Source organism: Xanthomonas campestris pv. asclepiadis (assembly GCF_020784175.1).
GTDB classification, from domain to species: domain Bacteria; phylum Pseudomonadota; class Gammaproteobacteria; order Xanthomonadales; family Xanthomonadaceae; genus Xanthomonas; species Xanthomonas campestris_D.
Map to the genome: position 1 here is coordinate 129,249 of NZ_JAJGQM010000002.1, position 16,904 is coordinate 146,152.

The 16,904-nt window shown below is 66.2% G+C and carries 16 protein-coding genes and 2 pseudogenes; 8 read left to right on the top strand and 10 right to left on the bottom strand.

The features are described from left to right. Positions 1–291: a hypothetical protein gene (locus LL972_RS01475; RefSeq protein WP_016903448.1), complete on the bottom strand. Its 291-nt coding sequence runs from the start codon at positions 289–291 to the stop codon at positions 1–3. After that, on the bottom strand, positions 278–724 hold the full coding sequence (locus LL972_RS01480) for a hypothetical protein (RefSeq protein ID WP_228326105.1): 447 nt from the start codon (positions 722–724) through the stop codon (positions 278–280). Before LL972_RS01480 ends, LL972_RS01475 begins: the two co-directional genes overlap by 14 nt. A gap of 250 nt (positions 725–974) precedes the next feature. Between LL972_RS01480 and LL972_RS01485 the strand changes: the two genes are divergently transcribed. Then, positions 975–1,550 carry a DUF3016 domain-containing protein gene (locus tag LL972_RS01485; RefSeq protein ID WP_102583541.1) on the top strand — a complete coding sequence of 192 codons (576 nt, stop codon included), beginning with the start codon at positions 975–977 and terminating at the stop codon, positions 1,548–1,550. Positions 1,551–1,766: 216 nt separating this feature from the next. On the opposite strand, the gene alr is transcribed toward LL972_RS01485, so the two are convergent. Both alr and LL972_RS01495 read right to left on the bottom strand, forming a co-directional pair. Further along, on the bottom strand, positions 1,767–2,867 hold the full coding sequence (alr, locus tag LL972_RS01490; protein WP_228326106.1) for an alanine racemase: 1,101 nt from the start codon (positions 2,865–2,867) through the stop codon (positions 1,767–1,769). Further along, entirely contained in the window at positions 2,867–4,156 is a 1,290-nt protein-coding gene (locus tag LL972_RS01495; protein WP_228326107.1) for a D-amino acid dehydrogenase, read from the bottom strand. The genes alr and LL972_RS01495 overlap by 1 nt, the downstream gene beginning before the upstream one ends. 148 nt (positions 4,157–4,304) lie before the next feature. On the opposite strand from LL972_RS01495, the gene LL972_RS01500 reads away from it, so the two are divergent. Beyond that, positions 4,305–4,784 carry an Lrp/AsnC ligand binding domain-containing protein gene (locus tag LL972_RS01500; protein ID WP_228326108.1) on the top strand — a complete coding sequence of 160 codons (480 nt, stop codon included), beginning with the start codon at positions 4,305–4,307 and terminating at the stop codon, positions 4,782–4,784. A 46-nt stretch (positions 4,785–4,830) separates the two neighbouring features. On the opposite strand, the pseudogene LL972_RS01505 reads toward LL972_RS01500, so the two are convergent. Then, positions 4,831–5,262 (bottom strand): annotated as a pseudogene (locus tag LL972_RS01505) (hypothetical protein). A gap of 426 nt (positions 5,263–5,688) precedes the next feature. Here LL972_RS01505 and msrB point away from each other — a divergent pair. From msrB to LL972_RS01530, 5 genes and pseudogenes are all read left to right on the top strand, one after another. Continuing rightward, positions 5,689–6,153: a peptide-methionine (R)-S-oxide reductase MsrB gene (gene msrB, locus LL972_RS01510; RefSeq protein WP_104649337.1), complete on the top strand. Its 465-nt coding sequence runs from the start codon at positions 5,689–5,691 to the stop codon at positions 6,151–6,153. Positions 6,154–6,586: 433 nt separating this feature from the next. After that, a complete protein-coding gene (gene motA, locus LL972_RS01515) occupies positions 6,587–7,441 on the top strand; it encodes a flagellar motor stator protein MotA (RefSeq protein ID WP_024940287.1) in 855 nt (284 codons plus the stop codon). Between the two features lie 10 nt (positions 7,442–7,451). Further along, positions 7,452–8,651, top strand: a complete 1,200-nt coding sequence (motB, locus tag LL972_RS01520; RefSeq protein WP_228326109.1) for a flagellar motor protein MotB — start codon at positions 7,452–7,454, stop codon at positions 8,649–8,651. Positions 8,652–8,996: 345 nt separating this feature from the next. Beyond that, positions 8,997–9,678, top strand: a pseudogene (locus LL972_RS01525) (hypothetical protein). 10 nt (positions 9,679–9,688) lie between these two features. Beyond that, on the top strand, positions 9,689–9,973 hold the full coding sequence (locus tag LL972_RS01530) for a DUF4031 domain-containing protein (RefSeq protein ID WP_228326110.1): 285 nt from the start codon (positions 9,689–9,691) through the stop codon (positions 9,971–9,973). Between the two features lie 481 nt (positions 9,974–10,454). Here the strand turns inward: LL972_RS01530 and LL972_RS01535 are convergent, their stop codons facing one another. After that, positions 10,455–11,006: a DUF6630 family protein gene (locus LL972_RS01535; RefSeq protein WP_228326111.1), complete on the bottom strand. Its 552-nt coding sequence runs from the start codon at positions 11,004–11,006 to the stop codon at positions 10,455–10,457. A gap of 166 nt (positions 11,007–11,172) precedes the next feature. Between LL972_RS01535 and LL972_RS01540 the strand changes: the two genes are divergently transcribed. After that, the gene (locus tag LL972_RS01540) at positions 11,173–11,439 is read left to right on the top strand and encodes a DUF3297 family protein (protein ID WP_228326112.1); all 267 of its coding nucleotides are present in this window, start codon (positions 11,173–11,175) and stop codon (positions 11,437–11,439) included. 253 nt (positions 11,440–11,692) lie between these two features. On the opposite strand, the gene LL972_RS01545 is transcribed toward LL972_RS01540, so the two are convergent. The 4 genes from LL972_RS01545 to LL972_RS01560 form a co-directional block, all read right to left on the bottom strand. Continuing rightward, the gene (locus LL972_RS01545) at positions 11,693–12,454 is read right to left on the bottom strand and encodes an ABC transporter permease (RefSeq protein ID WP_104535170.1); all 762 of its coding nucleotides are present in this window, start codon (positions 12,452–12,454) and stop codon (positions 11,693–11,695) included. Next, positions 12,451–13,395 carry an ABC transporter ATP-binding protein gene (locus tag LL972_RS01550; RefSeq protein WP_228326113.1) on the bottom strand — a complete coding sequence of 315 codons (945 nt, stop codon included), beginning with the start codon at positions 13,393–13,395 and terminating at the stop codon, positions 12,451–12,453. The genes LL972_RS01545 and LL972_RS01550 overlap by 4 nt, the downstream gene beginning before the upstream one ends. 297 nt (positions 13,396–13,692) lie before the next feature. Next, positions 13,693–15,330, bottom strand: a complete 1,638-nt coding sequence (locus tag LL972_RS01555) for a Na+/H+ antiporter (protein WP_228326114.1) — start codon at positions 15,328–15,330, stop codon at positions 13,693–13,695. A gap of 385 nt (positions 15,331–15,715) precedes the next feature. Further along, positions 15,716–16,468, bottom strand: coding sequence for a hypothetical protein (locus LL972_RS01560; RefSeq protein WP_228326115.1), 753 nt, complete (start codon positions 16,466–16,468; stop codon positions 15,716–15,718). Positions 16,469–16,904 lie beyond the last annotated feature (436 nt).

Consider the following 16,904-nt stretch of genomic DNA (forward strand, 5'->3'; position numbering starts at 1 on the left):
TCACCACAGCAGCGCCGCGCACAGCGCGATGCATGCCGCCAACACCACGATCCCGGCGATCACACCGCGAAACACCCACTCGCCCTCGCGGCGCAGTTGCTCGTCCATCCAGCGCTGCGCCTCTTCGCGCCAGGCAGTGGAGCGCGCGTACTCGGCGTCCAGCAACAGCAGCCGCACCCGCGACAGGCCGAGCTTGGCGCATTCGCTGCGACAGCGCTCGCTGAAACCATCTTCGCCGGTGGCGACCTGTGCGCCCAGCGGCAGTTGCAATTCGAGTTCATGCCTGGACATAACGGGGACGCTCCTGATCAAGCTCGTGTTCCAGCGCCATCCGCGCCAGTTGGGTGTAGTTGGCGCGCGGGCCCTGGCCCCGGCCGGTGAGCACCCCCTGGTAATCCAGGTCCTGCCAGACCCGCCCGGTCCACTCCACGCAATCCTCGGCAATCACCAGCATCAGCGAGTAGCGATACTCCAGCCCGTTGGCAGCGGTGTAGGCGTAGACGGGCGGGAACTGCACTGCCACATCGCCCTGCCGTGCCAGCCCGGCCAGATGCTCGCGCAAGGCCTCGCGCGGCGAGGTACCCGGCTCCAGGCGCAAGGTGCGCGTCGCCAGATCCAGATCCACGTCGCTTTGCAGGGCGACGAAGGCGGCGGCTCCGGTGGCGGGGTTATGGCCGTGCTGCTTCGCCCAGTCGATGAACTGCAGGCGCACGTCCGACGGCATGTGTGCCGGCGCCGAAGAAGCTGACTTTGTGCGGAAAGAGTGGGTGTCCATGCTGGCGATCTTCCCGGCTGCGCCGTGAAGCGCAGGCGCAGGCGCGGTGAACCCGCCGTCATGGCGCCGCTGCGGTGGATTAACCGCGTGGCAACGCACCGGCGAGCCCTTGCGCAGCAAGCGTTGCCGGCGAGTAGGCGCGCCCCCACACTGCATAGACGCCCGGTACTCACAGGTACCTTCCGCTCGGAGACTTTCCATGAAACGTTCCAGCCTTTGCGGCGCCAGCCTGTTGCTGGCAGGACTGCTCGCGGCAACCGGCGCGCAGGCACGTGTACGCAACGTCACCGACCCGCAGGCGCCGCGCGCGTTGAGCGGCGACGGCAAGGTCGATGTGCGCTGGACCGATCCGGCGCAGTTTTCCGAAGTGCGCTTCAGCGGCAACCGCTGGGAAGCGCAGCGCGGTGACTGGGTGACCCAGCTGGCGACCTACTTCCAGCAGAGCGCCGCGCGCAAACTCCCCGACGGCCAGCGCCTGAGCGTGACCATCACCGACATCCGCCGCGCCGGCCAATACGAGCCCTGGCACGGGCCGCGCATGCAGGACGTGCGCATCGTCAAGGACATCTACCCGCCGCGCCTGAGCTTCAACTACACGCTGACCGGTGCCGACGGCCAGGTGATCGACCAGGGCGAACGCAAGCTGGTGGATTCGGCGTTTCTGATGAGCGGCCCGCGCCTGACCGACAGCGATCCGCTGCGCTTCGAGAAGGCAATGATCGACGACTGGGTGCGCAAGCAGTTCCGCGGCGATCGGAGTACGGCCGGGCTGTAAGCTGCCGCTGAAAGCCCCTCTCCCGTCGGGGCGCCACGCCACTGGCGCGCGTGCCTTGGTGCGCCTGCGCCGCTGGCGCAGGCCGGGGCGCGGAGCGGGGGTTGGGGTGAGGGTACGGAGCCAAGCCCACCTGTTGTTCCAAGTGCATGTGGCTTCGCACGTCCCCTCATCCGCCCCTTCGGGGGCACCTTCTCCCGATGGGATAAGGGACACACCTCACCGCGTGAGGCCCTCGCCCACTGCAGCCTCACCCACATACACCCGCGGCACGCGCTTGAGTCCACACAGAAGTTGATATGCGCTGACATTGCACTGCGTTGCCAGCGGACTGACGCGCGGCGCATCTCCCCACAGCTGCACTGACGCACCGATGTCGGCCTGCGGATGCTCGGTGAGATCCACGGTCAGCATGTCCATCGACACGCGGCCGATCAGCGGGCAGGCCTGTCCATCCACCAGCACCGGCGTGCCATTGGGGGCGAACTGCGGATAGCCGTCGGCATAGCCCATCGCCACCACGCCGACGCGGGTCGGCCGCTCGGCGACGAAGCGGGCGCCGTAGCCCACCGGCTCGCCAGCCGGCAGCTCGCGTACGGAGATGATGCGCGAGCGCAGCGTCATTACCGGGCGCAGCTGCGCGGTGGTGTCGGTGTCCTGCGCAAACGGGTTTGCGCCATACAGCATCAGCCCCGGACGCGACCAGTCGTTGCGCAGCGCCGGCCAGCCGAGCAGGCCGGGCGAATTGCGCAGGCTGGTTTCGGCCTGCATGCCGCCTGCGGTGAGTGCGAACGCCACCGCCTGCTCGTCGGTGCGGCTGCACTCCAGCTCGTCGGCGCGCGCCAGGTGGGTCATCAGTACCAGCGAGGCAATCTGCGGCAGCCCGCGCAGCCGCAACCACGCCGCACGAAAGTCTTCCGGCGACAGGCCCAGGCGGTGCATGCCGCTGTCCAGCTTCAGCCATACCCGCAACGGACGCGGGCTCTGGAATTCGGCCAGTGCGCGCACCTGCTGCGGCGTGGCCACCACCGTCCACAGATCATGCTCGGCGATCAGGCGCAGTTCGTCGTGTTCGAAGAACCCTTCCAGCAGCAGGATCGGCGCGCAGATGCCGGCCTGGCGCAACTCCAGCGCTTCTTCGATGCAGGCCACCGCAAAGCCGTCGGCCTCGCCGTCCAGCGCCTGCGCGCAGCGCACCGCGCCGTGGCCGTAGGCATCGGCCTTGACCACCGCCAGGGCCTTGCTGCCGCCCAGGCGCCTGGCCAGTCGGTAGTTGTGGCGCAATGCATCCAGGTCGATCAACGCTTGCGCAGGACGCACTACGCGGCCTCCTGCTGCGCGCGTGCGCTGCGTGGCGACAGGTAACGGAAGATGTCCAGGCCTTCGCTATCGATGTCAGGCGTGCGGCCCTGCATCAGGTCGGCCAGATAGCGGCCAGACCCGCAGGCCATGGTCCAGCCCAGGGTGCCATGGCCGGTATTGAGGAACAGGTTGGCATACGGCGTCGCGCCGACCACCGGCGTGCCGTCCGGCGTGGCCGGGCGCAGGCCGGTCCAGAACTCGGCCTGGGCCAGATCGCCGGCGCCGGGGAACAGGTCGTTGACCACCATCTCCAGCGTGGCGCGGCGGCGCGGATTCAACGACAGGTCGAAGCCGGCCACCTCGGCCATGCCACCGACGCGGATACGGTCGTCGAAGCGGGTCAGCGCGATCTTGTAGCTCTCGTCCAGCACCGTGGAGGTCGGCGCGCGCTGCGCGTCCACGATCGGGATGGTCAGCGAGTAACCCTTGAGCGGATACACCGGCAGATGCAGGCCGAGCGAGAGCAGCAGGTCGGCCGAATAGCTGCCCAACGCCAGCACGTAGCGGTCGGCGGTGTCGATGCGGCCATCGATCTGCACGCCGGTGACGCGCCCGCCCGCGTGCTGCAGATGCTCGATCTGCTGCCCGTAGCGGAACTCCACCCCGGCCTGCGCGGCCAGTTCGGCCAGGCGCTGGGTGAACAGCCGGCAGTCGCCGGTCTGGTCCTCGGGCAGGCGCAGGGCGCCGGCCATCTGCGCGCCACCGCCGGCCAGGCCCGGTTCGAACTGCGCGATCTGCGCCGGGGTCAGCAGCTCGTAGGGCACGCCGTACTGGGCCAGCACCTCGATGTCCTGCGCGGCGGCATCCAGCTGCTGCTGGGTGCGGAACAGCTGGGTGGTGCCGAGCTGGCGGCCTTCGAATTCGATGCCGGTGCTGGCACGCAATGCGTTCAGGCAATCGCGGCTGTAGTCGGACATGCGCACCATGCGCGCCTTGTTCACCGCATAGCGCTCGGCGGTGCAGTTGCGCAGCATCTGGCTGAGCCAGGCCAGCTGACGCAGGTCGCGGGTGGGCCGGATCGACAGCGGTGCATGCTGCTCGAACAGCCACTTCACCGCCTTGCCGGGCACACCCGGCGCGGCCCACGGCGAGGTGTAGCCGAACGACAGCTGGCCGGCGTTGGCGTAGCTGGTTTCCAGCGCCGCCGCCGGCTGGCGGTCGACCACGGTGACCTCGCAACCAGCCTGTGCCAGATACCAGGCCGTGGTGGTGCCGATGACGCCGCTACCGAGAATGAGCACCCGCATGTCGTTCTCCTGGAAAGGGTATTCCCCCACAACCAGGCGCCGAGGGGGATAGTTAGACGCAGTATATTGCGAGCCAGGCAGTGCCATTTCTGGAATCAGCGCAGCTTGGCAGTGAATCCTCCTGTCAAAACTTGTGGAAGCAGACCCGATGACGACCCGCACCCGCGAGCTGGACAAGATCGACCGCAAGATCCTGCGCATCCTGCAGCAGGAGGGGCGGATTTCCTTTACCGAACTGGGCGAGCGGGTGGGTCTGTCGACCACCCCCTGCACCGAGCGCGTGCGCCGGCTGGAGCGCGATGGCGCCATCACCGGTTACTACGCGCGGCTGGACCCGCACTATCTCAAGGCCAGCCTGCTGGTGTTCGTGGAGATCAGCCTGGCCTACAAGTCCGGCGACATCTTCGAGGAGTTCCGGCGTGCCGCGCTCAAGCTGCCCAACGTGCTGGAATGCCATCTGGTCTCGGGCGATTTCGACTACCTGCTCAAGGCGCGCATCAGCGAGATGGCCTCCTATCGCAAGCTGCTCGGCAGCACCTTGCTGACCATGCCGCATGTGCGCGAATCCAAGAGCTACATCGTGATGGAAGAGGTCAAGGAGACCCTGGCGTTGCCGATCGAGAGCTGATGGCGGGGATTCGGCAGGCGGGATTGGGGATTGGTAACGGCATGGATCAGCGCACCACGCGCATGCCGTCGCCGGCCGGCACCGCGTCGTAATAGCGCCCGGTCTTGGTATCCAGCACCCGGTTGGCGCCGGCCGGCTGCATGCCCTGCAGCAAGCGGCCATTGCGGTCGTAGACCATCGGCGCGCTGGCCGGCAGAACCTGGCTGCCGGCCGGTGCCACCGGCGTCTGGGCCGGGCCACGGGTCGGGATGGTGGGCGCTCACGGGCGTTGGCCGAGTTGCGAGGGCACCGGAGCCGTGGCCGGCGCAGGTTGCACGGCGCGCGGCGCGGTCAACGTGGGCTGGGCGGGCGTCGGGGTGGTAATCGGCTGCAAGGTATTGGACGAGCGCGTGGTGGTGGCCGATTGCGCCGCTGCCGCACCGGCAATCGCCAGCAGGCCGCACAGCAGCAGGCCGCGCGTTGGAGAAGGGATCGCCATGACGGACACCGTGCTTGATCGAGGAGTACTGACTGCATGGGGGCGCCGGTGTGCTGCGGCAATGCAGGGGATTGGCTGCGGGATGAACGCGTTCGCGAGATGAGTGCGGCGCGAAAGCACTTCCTTCTCCCATCGGGAGAAGGTGGCGCGCAGCGCCTGATGAGGGTGTGTACGAAGCCTGGCAACCAGTACTGCGTCACGGCTTCGCTGCCGTACCCTCACCCCACCCCACCCCCCCGCTCCGCGCCCCGGCCTGCGCCAGCGGCGCAGGCGCACCAAGGCACGCGCGCCAGTGGCGCGCAAGCTGTGCCGTGGCGCCCCGGCAGGAGAGGGGCTTGGTCCCCCCGCACGCTTGAACCACGCGGACTACGCCCACATCACAGGTGCAGGCGCGGCACCCTGCCAGCGCGCGCATGCGAGAACCCCATGAGCCAGTTCGATCTGACCCCTCCCTCCCCCGCCCAACGCGATGCCCTGATCGCCGGGCTCAGCGACGAGGAACAGCGCGTGCTGCTGCACCATGGCACCGAAGCGCCGTTCTGCGGGGTGTTCCTGGACAACAAGCTCGACGGCGTCTACACCTGCCGCCTGTGCGGCTTGCCGTTGTTCCGCTCCAGCGCCAAGTTCGAATCCGGTACCGGCTGGCCCAGCTTCTTCGCGCCCTACGACGCCGCCCATGTGCGCGAGATCCGCGACATCAGCTACGGCATGATCCGCACCGAGATTGTCTGCGCGCGCTGCGACAGCCACCTGGGCCACGTCTTCCCCGACGGCCCGCCGCCGACCGGCGAACGCCACTGCCTGAACTCAGTCTCGCTGGGGTTCACCGAAAACGGTCAGGCCCTGCCCAACCCCTTGCAGCGCGAGGGTGCCGAAGCGCAACCGGCCTGACGTGGCATATGCGTCCGGCTTGGAGTGATACGTGCCGGACGCCGTCGCGTAGTACCTGCGTCCGTACACGTGCCTACCGGTCAGACGCTACGCATCTCAGGCGCTGCGCATCGCCGACGCAACACGGCGACCGCGACAAGGCGACAAACCAACCCTGCAACCAGGTGCAATTCACCTAAGCCGGGCTGCGTCATGACAAGCGCTGCAGAGACTGCTTGCAGAAGGCAGCTGCGCCGCGAAAAGCCTTTGATCAAAGGCTTGGACGTCCTGAGCGCGACGTGATGCAACCAGCGACCTCGCCACAAACCTCCCGCGTGAAGATCTGCCGCACCGGCTGATCGTTCAGTTACACCGCACACCTTCACGCCGTGCGCTTCAAGAATCCGCCGCGCAAGCCGAAACAACAGCAACCTTGTTTGCTTTTGGCTGCGCCATGCTCATCATCATCGGCTTCATCGTCGTCATCGTCAGTGTCCTCGGCGGCTATGTGCTGTCGCATGGCAAGCTGGGCGCGCTCTGGCAGCCGTACGAGCTGATGATCATCGGTGGCGCGGCGTTCGGCGCGTTTCTGGTCAGCACGCCCGGCAAGATCGTCAAGGAAACCTTCAGCAGCATCCTGGGCGTGTTCAAGGGTCCGCAGTACAAGTCCGACGACTACAAGGACACGCTGAGCCTGATCTACGAGCTGCTCAACAAGGCGCGCCGCGACGGCTTCATGGCGCTGGAAGACCACGTCGAAAAACCGCAGGACAGCACCATCTTCGGCAACTACCCCAAGGTGGTCGCCGACCATCACCTGCTGGACTTCATCACCGACTGCCTACGCCTGATGATCGGCAGCAACATCGAGCCGCACGAGCTGGAGCCGCTGCTCGAGCTGGAGCTGGAAAAACATCACCACGAAGCGCTGGCGCCCTCGCATGCGTTGAGCAAGGTGTCCGACGGCCTGCCCGGCTTCGGCATCGTGGCGGCCGTGCTCGGCATCGTGATCACCATGGGCTCGATCGGCGGGCCGATCGAGGAGATCGGCCACCACGTCGGCGCCGCCCTGGTCGGCACCTTCCTGGGCATCCTGCTGGCCTATGGCTTCGTCGCGCCGCTGGCCGCGGCGATGGAAGCGCGCGCCGAGCAGGACGGGCGCATGTACGAGGCGGTCAAGACCGCGCTGCTGGCCTGCCTGCGCGGCTACAACCCGAAGATTGCGCTGGAATTCGCGCGCAAGACACTGCCCTCCAACGTGCGTCCGAGCTTTGCGGATTTCGAAACGCACCTGAAGACGATCAAGTAGGGCCGCGATCATGGCCGAGGGCAAATCCACCGTCGTCATCCGACGGGTCAAGAAGGTGCAGGGCGGCGGCCATCATGGCGGCGCCTGGAAAGTGGCGTTTGCCGACTTCGTGACCGCGATGATGGCGTTCTTCCTGGTGCTGTGGCTGATGGCAGCCACCACCAAGGAACAGCGCGCGGCGATCTCGGAATACTTCCGCAATCCCAGCCCGTTGTCGGGCAAATCGCCGGCACCCTCGCCGGGCATGAACGGCCCCGGCGGCGCCAGCACCTCGATGATCAAGCTCGGCGGCACCGCCGACATGGCCAAGGGGCAGAAGGACGAGATGGGCCGCAAGCGCGACAACGCCGCCGACACCAGCGAAGACAGCCGCGCCAAGGACAAGAAGCGCCTGGAAGCGCTGATGCAGGACCTGAAGGAGGCCATCGACAAGAGCCAGGCGCTGGAACCGTTCAAGGACCAGTTGCTGCTCGACCTCACCCCGGACGGCCTGCGCATCCAGATCGTGGACAAGCAGAACCGGCCGATGTTCGACATGGGCCGCGACCAGCTCAAGCCGTATACCGTGGCGATCCTGCGCGAGCTGTCCAGCTTCATCAACCAGGTGCCCAACCACATCAGCATCACCGGCCACACCGACACCACCGCCTACAGCAGCGATGCCGGTTACACCAACTGGGAACTCAGCGCCGACCGCGCCAACGCCGCGCGCCGCGCGCTGGTGGGCGGCGGCATGGACGATGCCAAGGTGACGCGCGTGGTGGGGCTGTCCTCGTCGGTGCTGTTCGACAAGACCAACCCGCAGAACCCGATCAACCGCCGCATCAGCATCGTGGTGATGACCCAGGACGCCGAACAGGCCGCGCTGGCCGGCGCCGGCCAGGGCATTGCGCTGGGCAAGCCCACCCACGATGCCGACACCCATGTGCCGGATCTGAGTGCCGCGGCGACTGCGGCCACTACGGCGGTGGGGACACCGGCCGCGCTGCCTGCGGCAGGGCCCACGGCCGCGGCGGCGGCGGGCGGATCTGCGGCTGCGGCCAGCGCCACACCGCCCGCTGCAGCGACCGCTGCCCCCAGCGCCGCGCTGGTGGCACCGCGCGTCTCCACACGCACTCAGGTGGCCTCGGCCACCGCGCTGGCCAAGGCTGCCGAAGCGGCCGTGGCTGCACCGCGCACTGCCGTCGGTGAAGCGCCCCAGCGGCGCTGACGGCGGCTGAGAGAGCTTGGCCAGCCTGGCTAGCGTTGCTTGGCGGTCGCTTGGCGGTCGCTTGGCGGTTGCTTGGCGGTTGCTTGGCGGTTGTTGGCGGTTGTTGGCGGCTGCGGACGGCTGCGGACGGCTGCAGGCTGCAGCCTGCAGACGGCACGTTGTCTTACATGTCGAATCTGACTTGCATACCGAATCTGGCCGCCCGGCAGGCTGCTCGTCGGGCTGCTTGTAGTCCTCTATTCCGATCCTGACCAGCATTCGCGCGTCTGTCGGCGCGCAGACGCGCGGTGCCAGTCTGTGGCTTGTCCGAACTACCGGCGTCAGTGACCTGCGGAACTCTGGAATATCCGACAGAAGCGTCGACCGGCGCGGCCGGCATTCACTGGCCTGGCGGCGGTACCCGAGCCGGCTCGCGCGCAAGCGCCTAGAATGGTCGGCCATTCCCAGCGTCGAGAACACCGTGTCCCGCAATTCCAAGGCCAAGCGCGACAAGCGCAAGAAGTCCCAACCCAAGCGCCCGATCGTCCGTCTGGGCCAGGCGCCGCAGATCGCCAACCATGCCGTGCTGCAGGATGCCGACGGCCGCGTGGTCGCGGCGATCGGTTTGCAGAACGACAGCGAATGGCTGCTGTCGATCGGCGGCCAGACCATGGGCAGCGCCGACAATCCGGTGCCGATGCTGGCCATGCTCAAGCACCTGGCCAATCTGCAGGAGAAGGAAGGCAAGACCATCTCGCTGGAATACTCCACCCAGCTGCAGCAGATGATCGACGACCTGGCCGCCGAAGACGGCAAGACCGCCGAGGAATACCTGACCACGCTGGTGTCCGAGTTCGAGAACAGCGACGCCGAAGGCGACGACGGCGAAGCCGAAGACGCAGAGGCCGAGGCAAGCGATGGCCAGGCAGATGCTGACGCTGACGCCAGCGCCGAAGACGCCGCTGCCGACACCGCAGGCGACACGCCGCAGGACGATGCCGACGACGCAAGCGACGGCAGCAAGAAAAAGAAGGGCAAGAAGGCCTAAAGGCCTGCCGGTGGCCGTCTACGTCGACGATGCGGTGCATCCGTGGCGCGAGCAGCGCTGGGCGCATCTGCTCGGCGATACGCTGGACGAGCTGCATGCGATGGCGGCGCGGCTGGGCATTCCCCGCCGCGCCTTCCAGAACAAACTCAGCGGCGCGCACTACGATGTGCCGGCGCCATTACGTGCCGAGGCGATCGCACTCGGTGCCATTGCGATCTCCCGTCACACCGACCGTGTCTTGCTCAAGGCCTTGATCGCCAATGCACGTGCGCAGGCGCGCGGCGAGGTGCCTTGAGGCGGGGATCGGGGAGTCGGGATTGGGGATTCGCACGGCAGTGGCCGCAACCTGATTGGCGGCACGCCCTTGTAGGAGCGCGCCCGAGCGCGAGGAGCCATCCCGGTAACGCCCGATCGCGCGCCAGCGCGCTCCTACGTGGCAGCTGGTGGCACGTGGCACGTGTTCTGGCCTGGAGGAGGCCTGCAACTTCAGCACGCGCAATGGCGGCATCCCTCTGCACATGACGGCACGCCGTTGTAGGAGCGCGCCCGAGCGCGAGGAGCCGTCCCGGTAACGCCCGTCGCGCGCAGGCACGCTCCTACGTGGCAATCGCCGGGCCGTGGACAATGCCTGCGCGGTAGACCCTAGCGGCTACCACGCGCTTGGCGTGCTGCCGCAGCAGCACGCACCACCGCGGCTCGACACAACCACACCCACAGATCGCTCCTACGATTCCCGATTCCCGATTCCCGATTCCCAACTCCCCAATCCCGGCCCCTCAGAACGCCTCATTCCCCAGCCGCACCTCGACACCCAGCAGCGAGGTCAGCGCCAGCATGGCGTCGTCGTCGCGGCTGAGCGCGATCCAGCCGGCATAGGCGTCGCCGCCGGTGTTCCAGTTCCACAGCGAGTAGCCGTGCTCGCGCAGGCGATCGAAGGCCACCGCCATCAGGTCGGGCACACTCAGATCGCGAGAAAATTCCTCGTCATCCAGGTCGCCACCCCAATCGATACGCAGGTTCCAGCGCGCGCTGAGTTCGTCGATGGCGGCAATGAACGAGTCGGTGTCCTTCCAGTCCACGAAGAAGCCCGAGCGCCAGTCAATCGCATCCTTCAAGGCCCACAACCAGGCATCGTCGCCCTCGTCGTCGTCCAGGTCGGCCTGCGCCTCGCGCCAGGTATCGAACTGGCCCAATGCGGTGTCTTCATCACCGGGGTTGATCAGCACCAGCAGATTCCACACCCGCGCCGGGTGGTCGTCGACATCGTCTTCGTCGCCCTCGGGCTGCAGGCCTTCGTCGTCTTCGTAATCGGCACTGTTGTCAGGCATGGCGGTCTGGGTTCTCAGGAATGCAGGCGTGAAGTGTGGAGGCCTGGCGGCGCGCAAGCAAACCGGTCGGCGCATGCGCATGCAGCGCCGGGGCTGATCTTCGCGGCGCGGGCCCGTATCCTGTGCGACCGAAGACGGCCATCCCGGCCGCCATGACGCCTTTCCCATGAGCGATACCCCTCCCGATCATCTGGCCATCGATGCACGCAGCCCGTTCCACAATGCCGATGCGCTCGGCCGCGGCATCGGCGTGCGCTTCAACGGTGTCGAACGCGACAACGTGGAGGAGTATTCGGTCAGCGAAGGCTGGATCAAGGTGCAGGTCGGCAAGGCCCGCGACCGTCGCGGCAACCCGATGACGATGAAGATCAAGGGCGAGGTGGTGGCCTACTTCCTGGACACCAAGAACGACGCCAAGCCTGCTGCCGAGTAAGAGCGGCTGACAACACCACTTCACGCCAGGCGACTGCAGGCCGGCTGATCTGTGCCCTGGCTGCAGGGTCCTTGCCCGCCCACGATCGCGGGACCTTAAGCGGCATGGATGCCACCACCGAGCCCCCAGGGATGGGTTCACGGCGTGTCCCGCGAGCGGCGAGGGCACCGCGCACTCGACCCACTTAGCGTTTGATCTGGACTTCCGACGGAATCCACCAGCATGCGGCCGACAACACCACTGCACTCACCACTCAGGCCTTGAGCCGATAACCGCTGCGGAAGATCGCCGCCACCACGCCAAGGCACACCAGCAGGAACAGGAAGGTCATGCCGGTGCTCACCGCGATGTGCACGTCGGCCTTGCCGTAGAAACTCCAGCGGAACCCGCTGATCAGGTACACCACCGGATTGAACAAGGTGACCTTCTGCCAGAGCGGCGGCAGCATGTTGATCGAGTAGAAACTGCCACCCAGGAAGGTCAGTGGCGTCACCACCATCAGCGGGATCACCTGTAGTTTTTCGAAGCCGTCGGCCCAGATGCCGATGATGAAACCGAACAGGCTGAAGGTCAGCGCGGTGAGCACCAGAAAGCCCAGCATCCACAGCGGATGCGCGATCTGGTAAGGCACGAACAGCCGCGCGGTAAGCAGGATCAGCAAGCCGAGCAACACCGACTTGGTCGCCGCCGCGCCCACATAGCCGATCACGATCTCCCACCACGCCACCGGCGCCGACAGCACCTCGTAGATGGTGCCGGCCCAGCGCGGCATGTAGATGCCGAACGAGGCGTTGGAAATGCTCTCGTTGAGCAGCGACAGCATCACCAGCCCGGGAATGATGAAGGCGCCATAGCTGATGCCGTCGATGTCGCCCATGCGCGAGCCGATCGCCGCACCGAACACCACGAAATACAGCGAGGTCGACAACACCGGCGAGGCGATCGACTGGGTCAGCGTGCGGAAGGCGCGCGCCATCTCGAAGCGGTAGATCGCCGCGATCGCATGCCGGTTCATGCGCGCACCTCCACGTTGCGGGCGCCATGCACCAGGTTGACGAAGATCTCCTCCAGCGAACTCTCGCTGGAATGCAGGTCCTTGAAATCGATGCCCTGCTCGTTGAGCCGGCGCAGCAACGCGCCGATGCCGGTCTGCTCGGCCTGGGTGTCGAAGGTGTAGACCAGGCTGTTGCCGTCGGCCGACAGTTCCAGCGGCAGATCGCCCAGCGCGGCCGGGATGGACTGCAGCGGCCCCTGCAGGCTCAGCGTGAGCTGCTTCTTGCCAAGCTTGCGCATCAGCGTGTGCTTGTCTTCCACCAGCACCAGCTCGCCGCGGTTGATCACCCCGACCCGGTCGGCCATGTCTTCGGCTTCCTCGATGTAATGGGTGGTCAGGATCACCGTGGTGCCCTGCTCGCGTAGCCGCCGCACCATCTGCCACATGTCGTGACGCAGTTCCACGTCCACGCCGGCGGTGGGTTCGTCCAGGAACAGGATGCGCGGCTCGTGCGCCAGCGCCTTGGCGATCAGCACGCGCCGCTTCATGCCGCCGGACAGCGTGGAAATCTTGTTGTGGCGCTTGTCCCACAGCGAGAGCTCGCGCAGCACCGTTTCCAGATACGCCGCATTGGCCGGCTTGCCGAACAGCCCGCGACTGAAGCGCACGGTGGCCCACACGGTTTCGAACGCGTCGGTGGCCAGCTCCTGCGGCACCAGGCCGATGCTGGCACGCGCGGCGCGGTAGTCGCGCACGATGTCGTGGCCATTGGCCAGCACGGTGCCGGTGCTGGGGTTGATCAGCCCGCAGATGATGCTGATCAGCGTGGTCTTGCCGGCGCCGTTGGGACCGAGCAGCGCGAAGATCTCGCCGCGCCGGATTTGAAGGTCCACCTGCTTGAGCGCCTGAAAACCGCCAGCGTAGGTCTTGCTCAATCCCTGGATGGAAACGATTGGAGTCATGTCTTCTGCACTGGAACGATCAGCCGCACAGGGTAGGCCGTGCGCCATGAAGATGGGAGCAGTGCGGATGGGATGGTGTCTCCCGACGCGCGCCGGGGACCGTCAGCGAACTCAGCTGCGCACGCACGTTGCGTCTGTGTGTTGGCGCATCTTTCTGTAGGAGCGCGCTTGCGCGCGATGGGGCGTTTGCGGGAAAGCGCCATCGCGCGCAAGCGCGCTCCTACACCCAGGCGGCACGACCGCTGTGGCCCTTGCGATTCCCCAATCCCGATTCCCGATTCCCGCGCGCCAGCGCGCTCAAGCGCGCTTGCGCGACTCGATCAGATCCAGGTTGCGCACCAGCCGGCGCGACAGGTCGTCGGAAATCTCGCGGCGCCGGGCCAGCTTGAACAACTCGTTGCGCTCGGCCACCAGCGCGGCATGGCGGAACTGGCGCAGCGCCTGTTCGTAGGCGCCGGCCTCTTCCGGATCGGTCTCGGCCATGTCCACCGCGCCGAGCTTGCGCTGATAGCGCTGGCTGACCTGGTTGGCGGCGGCGTTGTAGCGCTCGGCGTGCTTGCTGCCGTCCACCAGCCGCTGACGCAGTTTTTCCACCGCTTCCAGCGCCGCCTGCGAGGCCGCCTTCACCGCCAGATCTTCCTTGAGCTGCTCGTCTTCCTCTTCGGGCAATTCCAGCCCGCGCAGCAGCCGCGGCAAGGCCACGCTGGCCACCAGCAACGACACCAGGATCACCGAGGCGGCCAGGAAGATCGCCAGCTGGCGGGCCGGAAACGGCGAGCCGTCTTCCAGCATCAACGGTAGCGTGAGCACGCCGGCCAACGTGATCGCGCCGCGCACGCCGGCCAGCGAGACCGCCACCACGATGCGCCACGGCGGGCTGACATGCTGCTCGCCGCGCCACTGCGCCTTGAAGATGTTCCAGCGCAGCGACAGGAACACCCACACGAAGCGCAACGCCATCAGGCTGGCGCTGATGGTGGCCACGTACACCGCCAGCCACCACGGATTGAGGTGCCCGGCTTCCTGCACGCTGCGCACCGCCCCGTCCAGGATGCCCGGCAACTGTTCGCCCAGCAGCACGAAGATGATGCCGTTGAAGGTGAACTGCACCGTGTCCCACACCGCCGAGCGCTGCAGGCGCATATTGCCCGGCGCGTTGCCGGCCATTTCCACGTAGCTCATGGTGACCCCGGCCGCCACCGCGGCCAGGATGCCGGAGGCATGGAAGGCTTCGGCCAGCAGATAGGCTGCGAACGGGGTCAGCAGATTGACCAGGATCGCCGAACCCGGCTCCTCGCCGAAGTGGCGCCAGATCCAGGCCTGGATGCGGCTCAGGCCGAAGGTGGTCGCCACGCCCAGGGCCAACCCGGCCAAGGCCACCCACAGGAAGGTCAGCGAGGCGGTGGCGATCGAGAAGCTGCCGGTCAGCACCGCGGCCACCGCGAACTGGAAGCACACCAGCCCGGAGGCGTCGTTGAGCAGGGACTCGCCTTCCAGGATGTGCATCAGCCGCTTGGGGATCGACACCTTGGAGGCGATCGAGGACACCGCCACCGGATCGGTCGGCGAGATGATCGCCGCCAGCGCGAAGGCCACCGCCAGCGGCATTGCCGGGATCAACCAATGGATCAACAGGCCCGCGCCGACCACGGTGAACACCACCAGACCCAGCGCCAGCTCGAGGATGGCCGCCTTGTCGCGGAACAGGCCTTGTTTGGGAATGCGCCAGCCATCCAGAAACAGCAGCGGCGGCAGGAACAGCAGGAAGAACAGCTCCGGTTCCAGCTCATGCCCGGCATCGAACACGCCCGAGACCACTGCGCCAAGCGCAATCTGGACCAACGGCAGGGGCAAGGAGAACGGCAGGATGCGGATCAGATAACCGCTGGCCGCGACCGCCAGCAACATGGCGAGGACGACATCGATCGAATGCATGGAAAACCCGGAAGAAGAAACAGTGCGCGCGGCATCGCAGAGTGCAACGCACCATCACGTGCCAACGGGAACATACCGGTTTGCACTCGGCGATGAAACCTTTGCGCCACCTCGCCCGGCTTGCGGTACGGCGCGGCAGATCTGCCATGAGGGCCTGTCGATGCCACACCGTTGCCGATCAGCATCGACCCGAGGCCGTTGGATACGCCAGCGAATGGACACGGACCCGATGGTGCCGGAGTGCCCTGCCGAGGCCCACGGCCTGACACGCTGGTCGGCCGCTGCAACGCCAGCAACGGGAAAGCTGCCCACCGCACACACCGCCTGCGGAGGGGCGCAGTTGCTGCGTTAGCCGCTTTCCAGGCAGCTCACCGGCAGAACGCAATCAGGTGTGGCGAACGTGCCTGTTCGCATGCGGCGTCGATTGCCGCGTGGTCTCGACCGGGACGATGAAGGTTGCTTCGTGCAGCTTGAGCCTGGAATCGTAGTGACTCACCGTCACCTTGACTGCCTTGGGCTTTTTCTTGAAGGCATACGGCCACTGTGCACCGACCATCTGCTGGCCGATCTTCTGGCCGTTGGTGTCTTGCACCAGCTTGAGGTGCACCGGGTAATTGCCTGCGCCGCCATTGTCCGCATCGTTGGCGTCGACCACATCGATGTGGGCCTTCGAAAACGCCAGCGTCGAGGGCCCGCCGTCCTTGTAGTTGGCGCTGTCATCGAACCCGATGTTCTTGTAGCTGTAACTTACCAGCAGCACCTGCGTAGGCCGCCAGGCACCACCGCCATCATCGTGGATGTTCACCTTGGCCGGGCGCACCGCAGTGACAGTGAACTCCCACTCGCCCGGAACAATCCATTGCTGCCCTGGCCGATAGCTTTCACTGGACGAAGCAACGGCCTTTGACGGCATTGGCGTGGAGGCAGGCGCCATGTCCGAGGCCTGCGCGATGCTGCACAGCGTCAGCGCGCTTGCAGCCAACCATGCTCCCAGCGCCAGCCGAGTGACTTCAATTTTTTTCTGCGTCATGTATCTACAACTTTTCTGCGTGATTCGGGGAGTCATATCGAATACGGATGCCGGACAACGACGTTCAAAGTCATTATCTACACGCGTCACCAACGAGCATTGGAGCATTGGAGCATTGGCGGAAGGTTACATGACGCAAGTGGTAGATCACGGGCAGAAGCGTACTTTATCCGCGGTTATTTAGTCCGGCTTCACGCACGAACTTATGTCGCAAAAACCATCACGAAATCATCCATCCGATAATCATGCTGCAGCGCGGTGGATAATCCGCCCAACCATCTCCCCGTTTGCCGATAACCGTGGTTCGCAACGCATTGAGAACGCCTGCCGCTGGTTCCGCACTGCCGGGATAGCGGCAGGTCGATCGCGCTCCATCTGCAATAGCAGCGCGACCTGCAGCACTTGTATCCAACAACCGGCCGATACTGGCATTGCAGTTGCCGCCTGAGCGCAGCGACCGCAACAAGCGGCGTCGACGCCTGCCTTATGGCGATCTCGAGCGATGCGGTGCCGGGCATGCCGGTGTAAAGACTGCGTGATGCAT

Coding starts and splice junctions, on each gene's coding strand:
- LL972_RS01475 (WP_016903448.1), bottom strand. CDS start 291: ATGTCCAGGCATGAACTCGAATTGCAACTGCCGCTGGGCGCACAGGTC.
- LL972_RS01480 (WP_228326105.1), bottom strand. CDS start 724: ATGCCGTCGGACGTGCGCCTGCAGTTCATCGACTGGGCGAAGCAGCAC.
- LL972_RS01485 (WP_102583541.1), top strand. CDS start 975: ATGAAACGTTCCAGCCTTTGCGGCGCCAGCCTGTTGCTGGCAGGACTG.
- LL972_RS01495 (WP_228326107.1), bottom strand. CDS start 4,156: ATGCGGGTGCTCATTCTCGGTAGCGGCGTCATCGGCACCACCACGGCC.
- LL972_RS01500 (WP_228326108.1), top strand. CDS start 4,305: ATGACGACCCGCACCCGCGAGCTGGACAAGATCGACCGCAAGATCCTG.
- msrB (WP_104649337.1), top strand. CDS start 5,689: ATGAGCCAGTTCGATCTGACCCCTCCCTCCCCCGCCCAACGCGATGCC.
- motA (WP_024940287.1), top strand. CDS start 6,587: ATGCTCATCATCATCGGCTTCATCGTCGTCATCGTCAGTGTCCTCGGC.
- motB (WP_228326109.1), top strand. CDS start 7,452: ATGGCCGAGGGCAAATCCACCGTCGTCATCCGACGGGTCAAGAAGGTG.
- LL972_RS01535 (WP_228326111.1), bottom strand. CDS start 11,006: ATGCCTGACAACAGTGCCGATTACGAAGACGACGAAGGCCTGCAGCCC.
- LL972_RS01540 (WP_228326112.1), top strand. CDS start 11,173: ATGAGCGATACCCCTCCCGATCATCTGGCCATCGATGCACGCAGCCCG.
- LL972_RS01545 (WP_104535170.1), bottom strand. CDS start 12,454: ATGAACCGGCATGCGATCGCGGCGATCTACCGCTTCGAGATGGCGCGC.
- LL972_RS01550 (WP_228326113.1), bottom strand. CDS start 13,395: ATGACTCCAATCGTTTCCATCCAGGGATTGAGCAAGACCTACGCTGGC.
- LL972_RS01555 (WP_228326114.1), bottom strand. CDS start 15,330: ATGCATTCGATCGATGTCGTCCTCGCCATGTTGCTGGCGGTCGCGGCC.
- LL972_RS01560 (WP_228326115.1), bottom strand. CDS start 16,468: ATGCTCCAATGCTCGTTGGTGACGCGTGTAGATAATGACTTTGAACGT.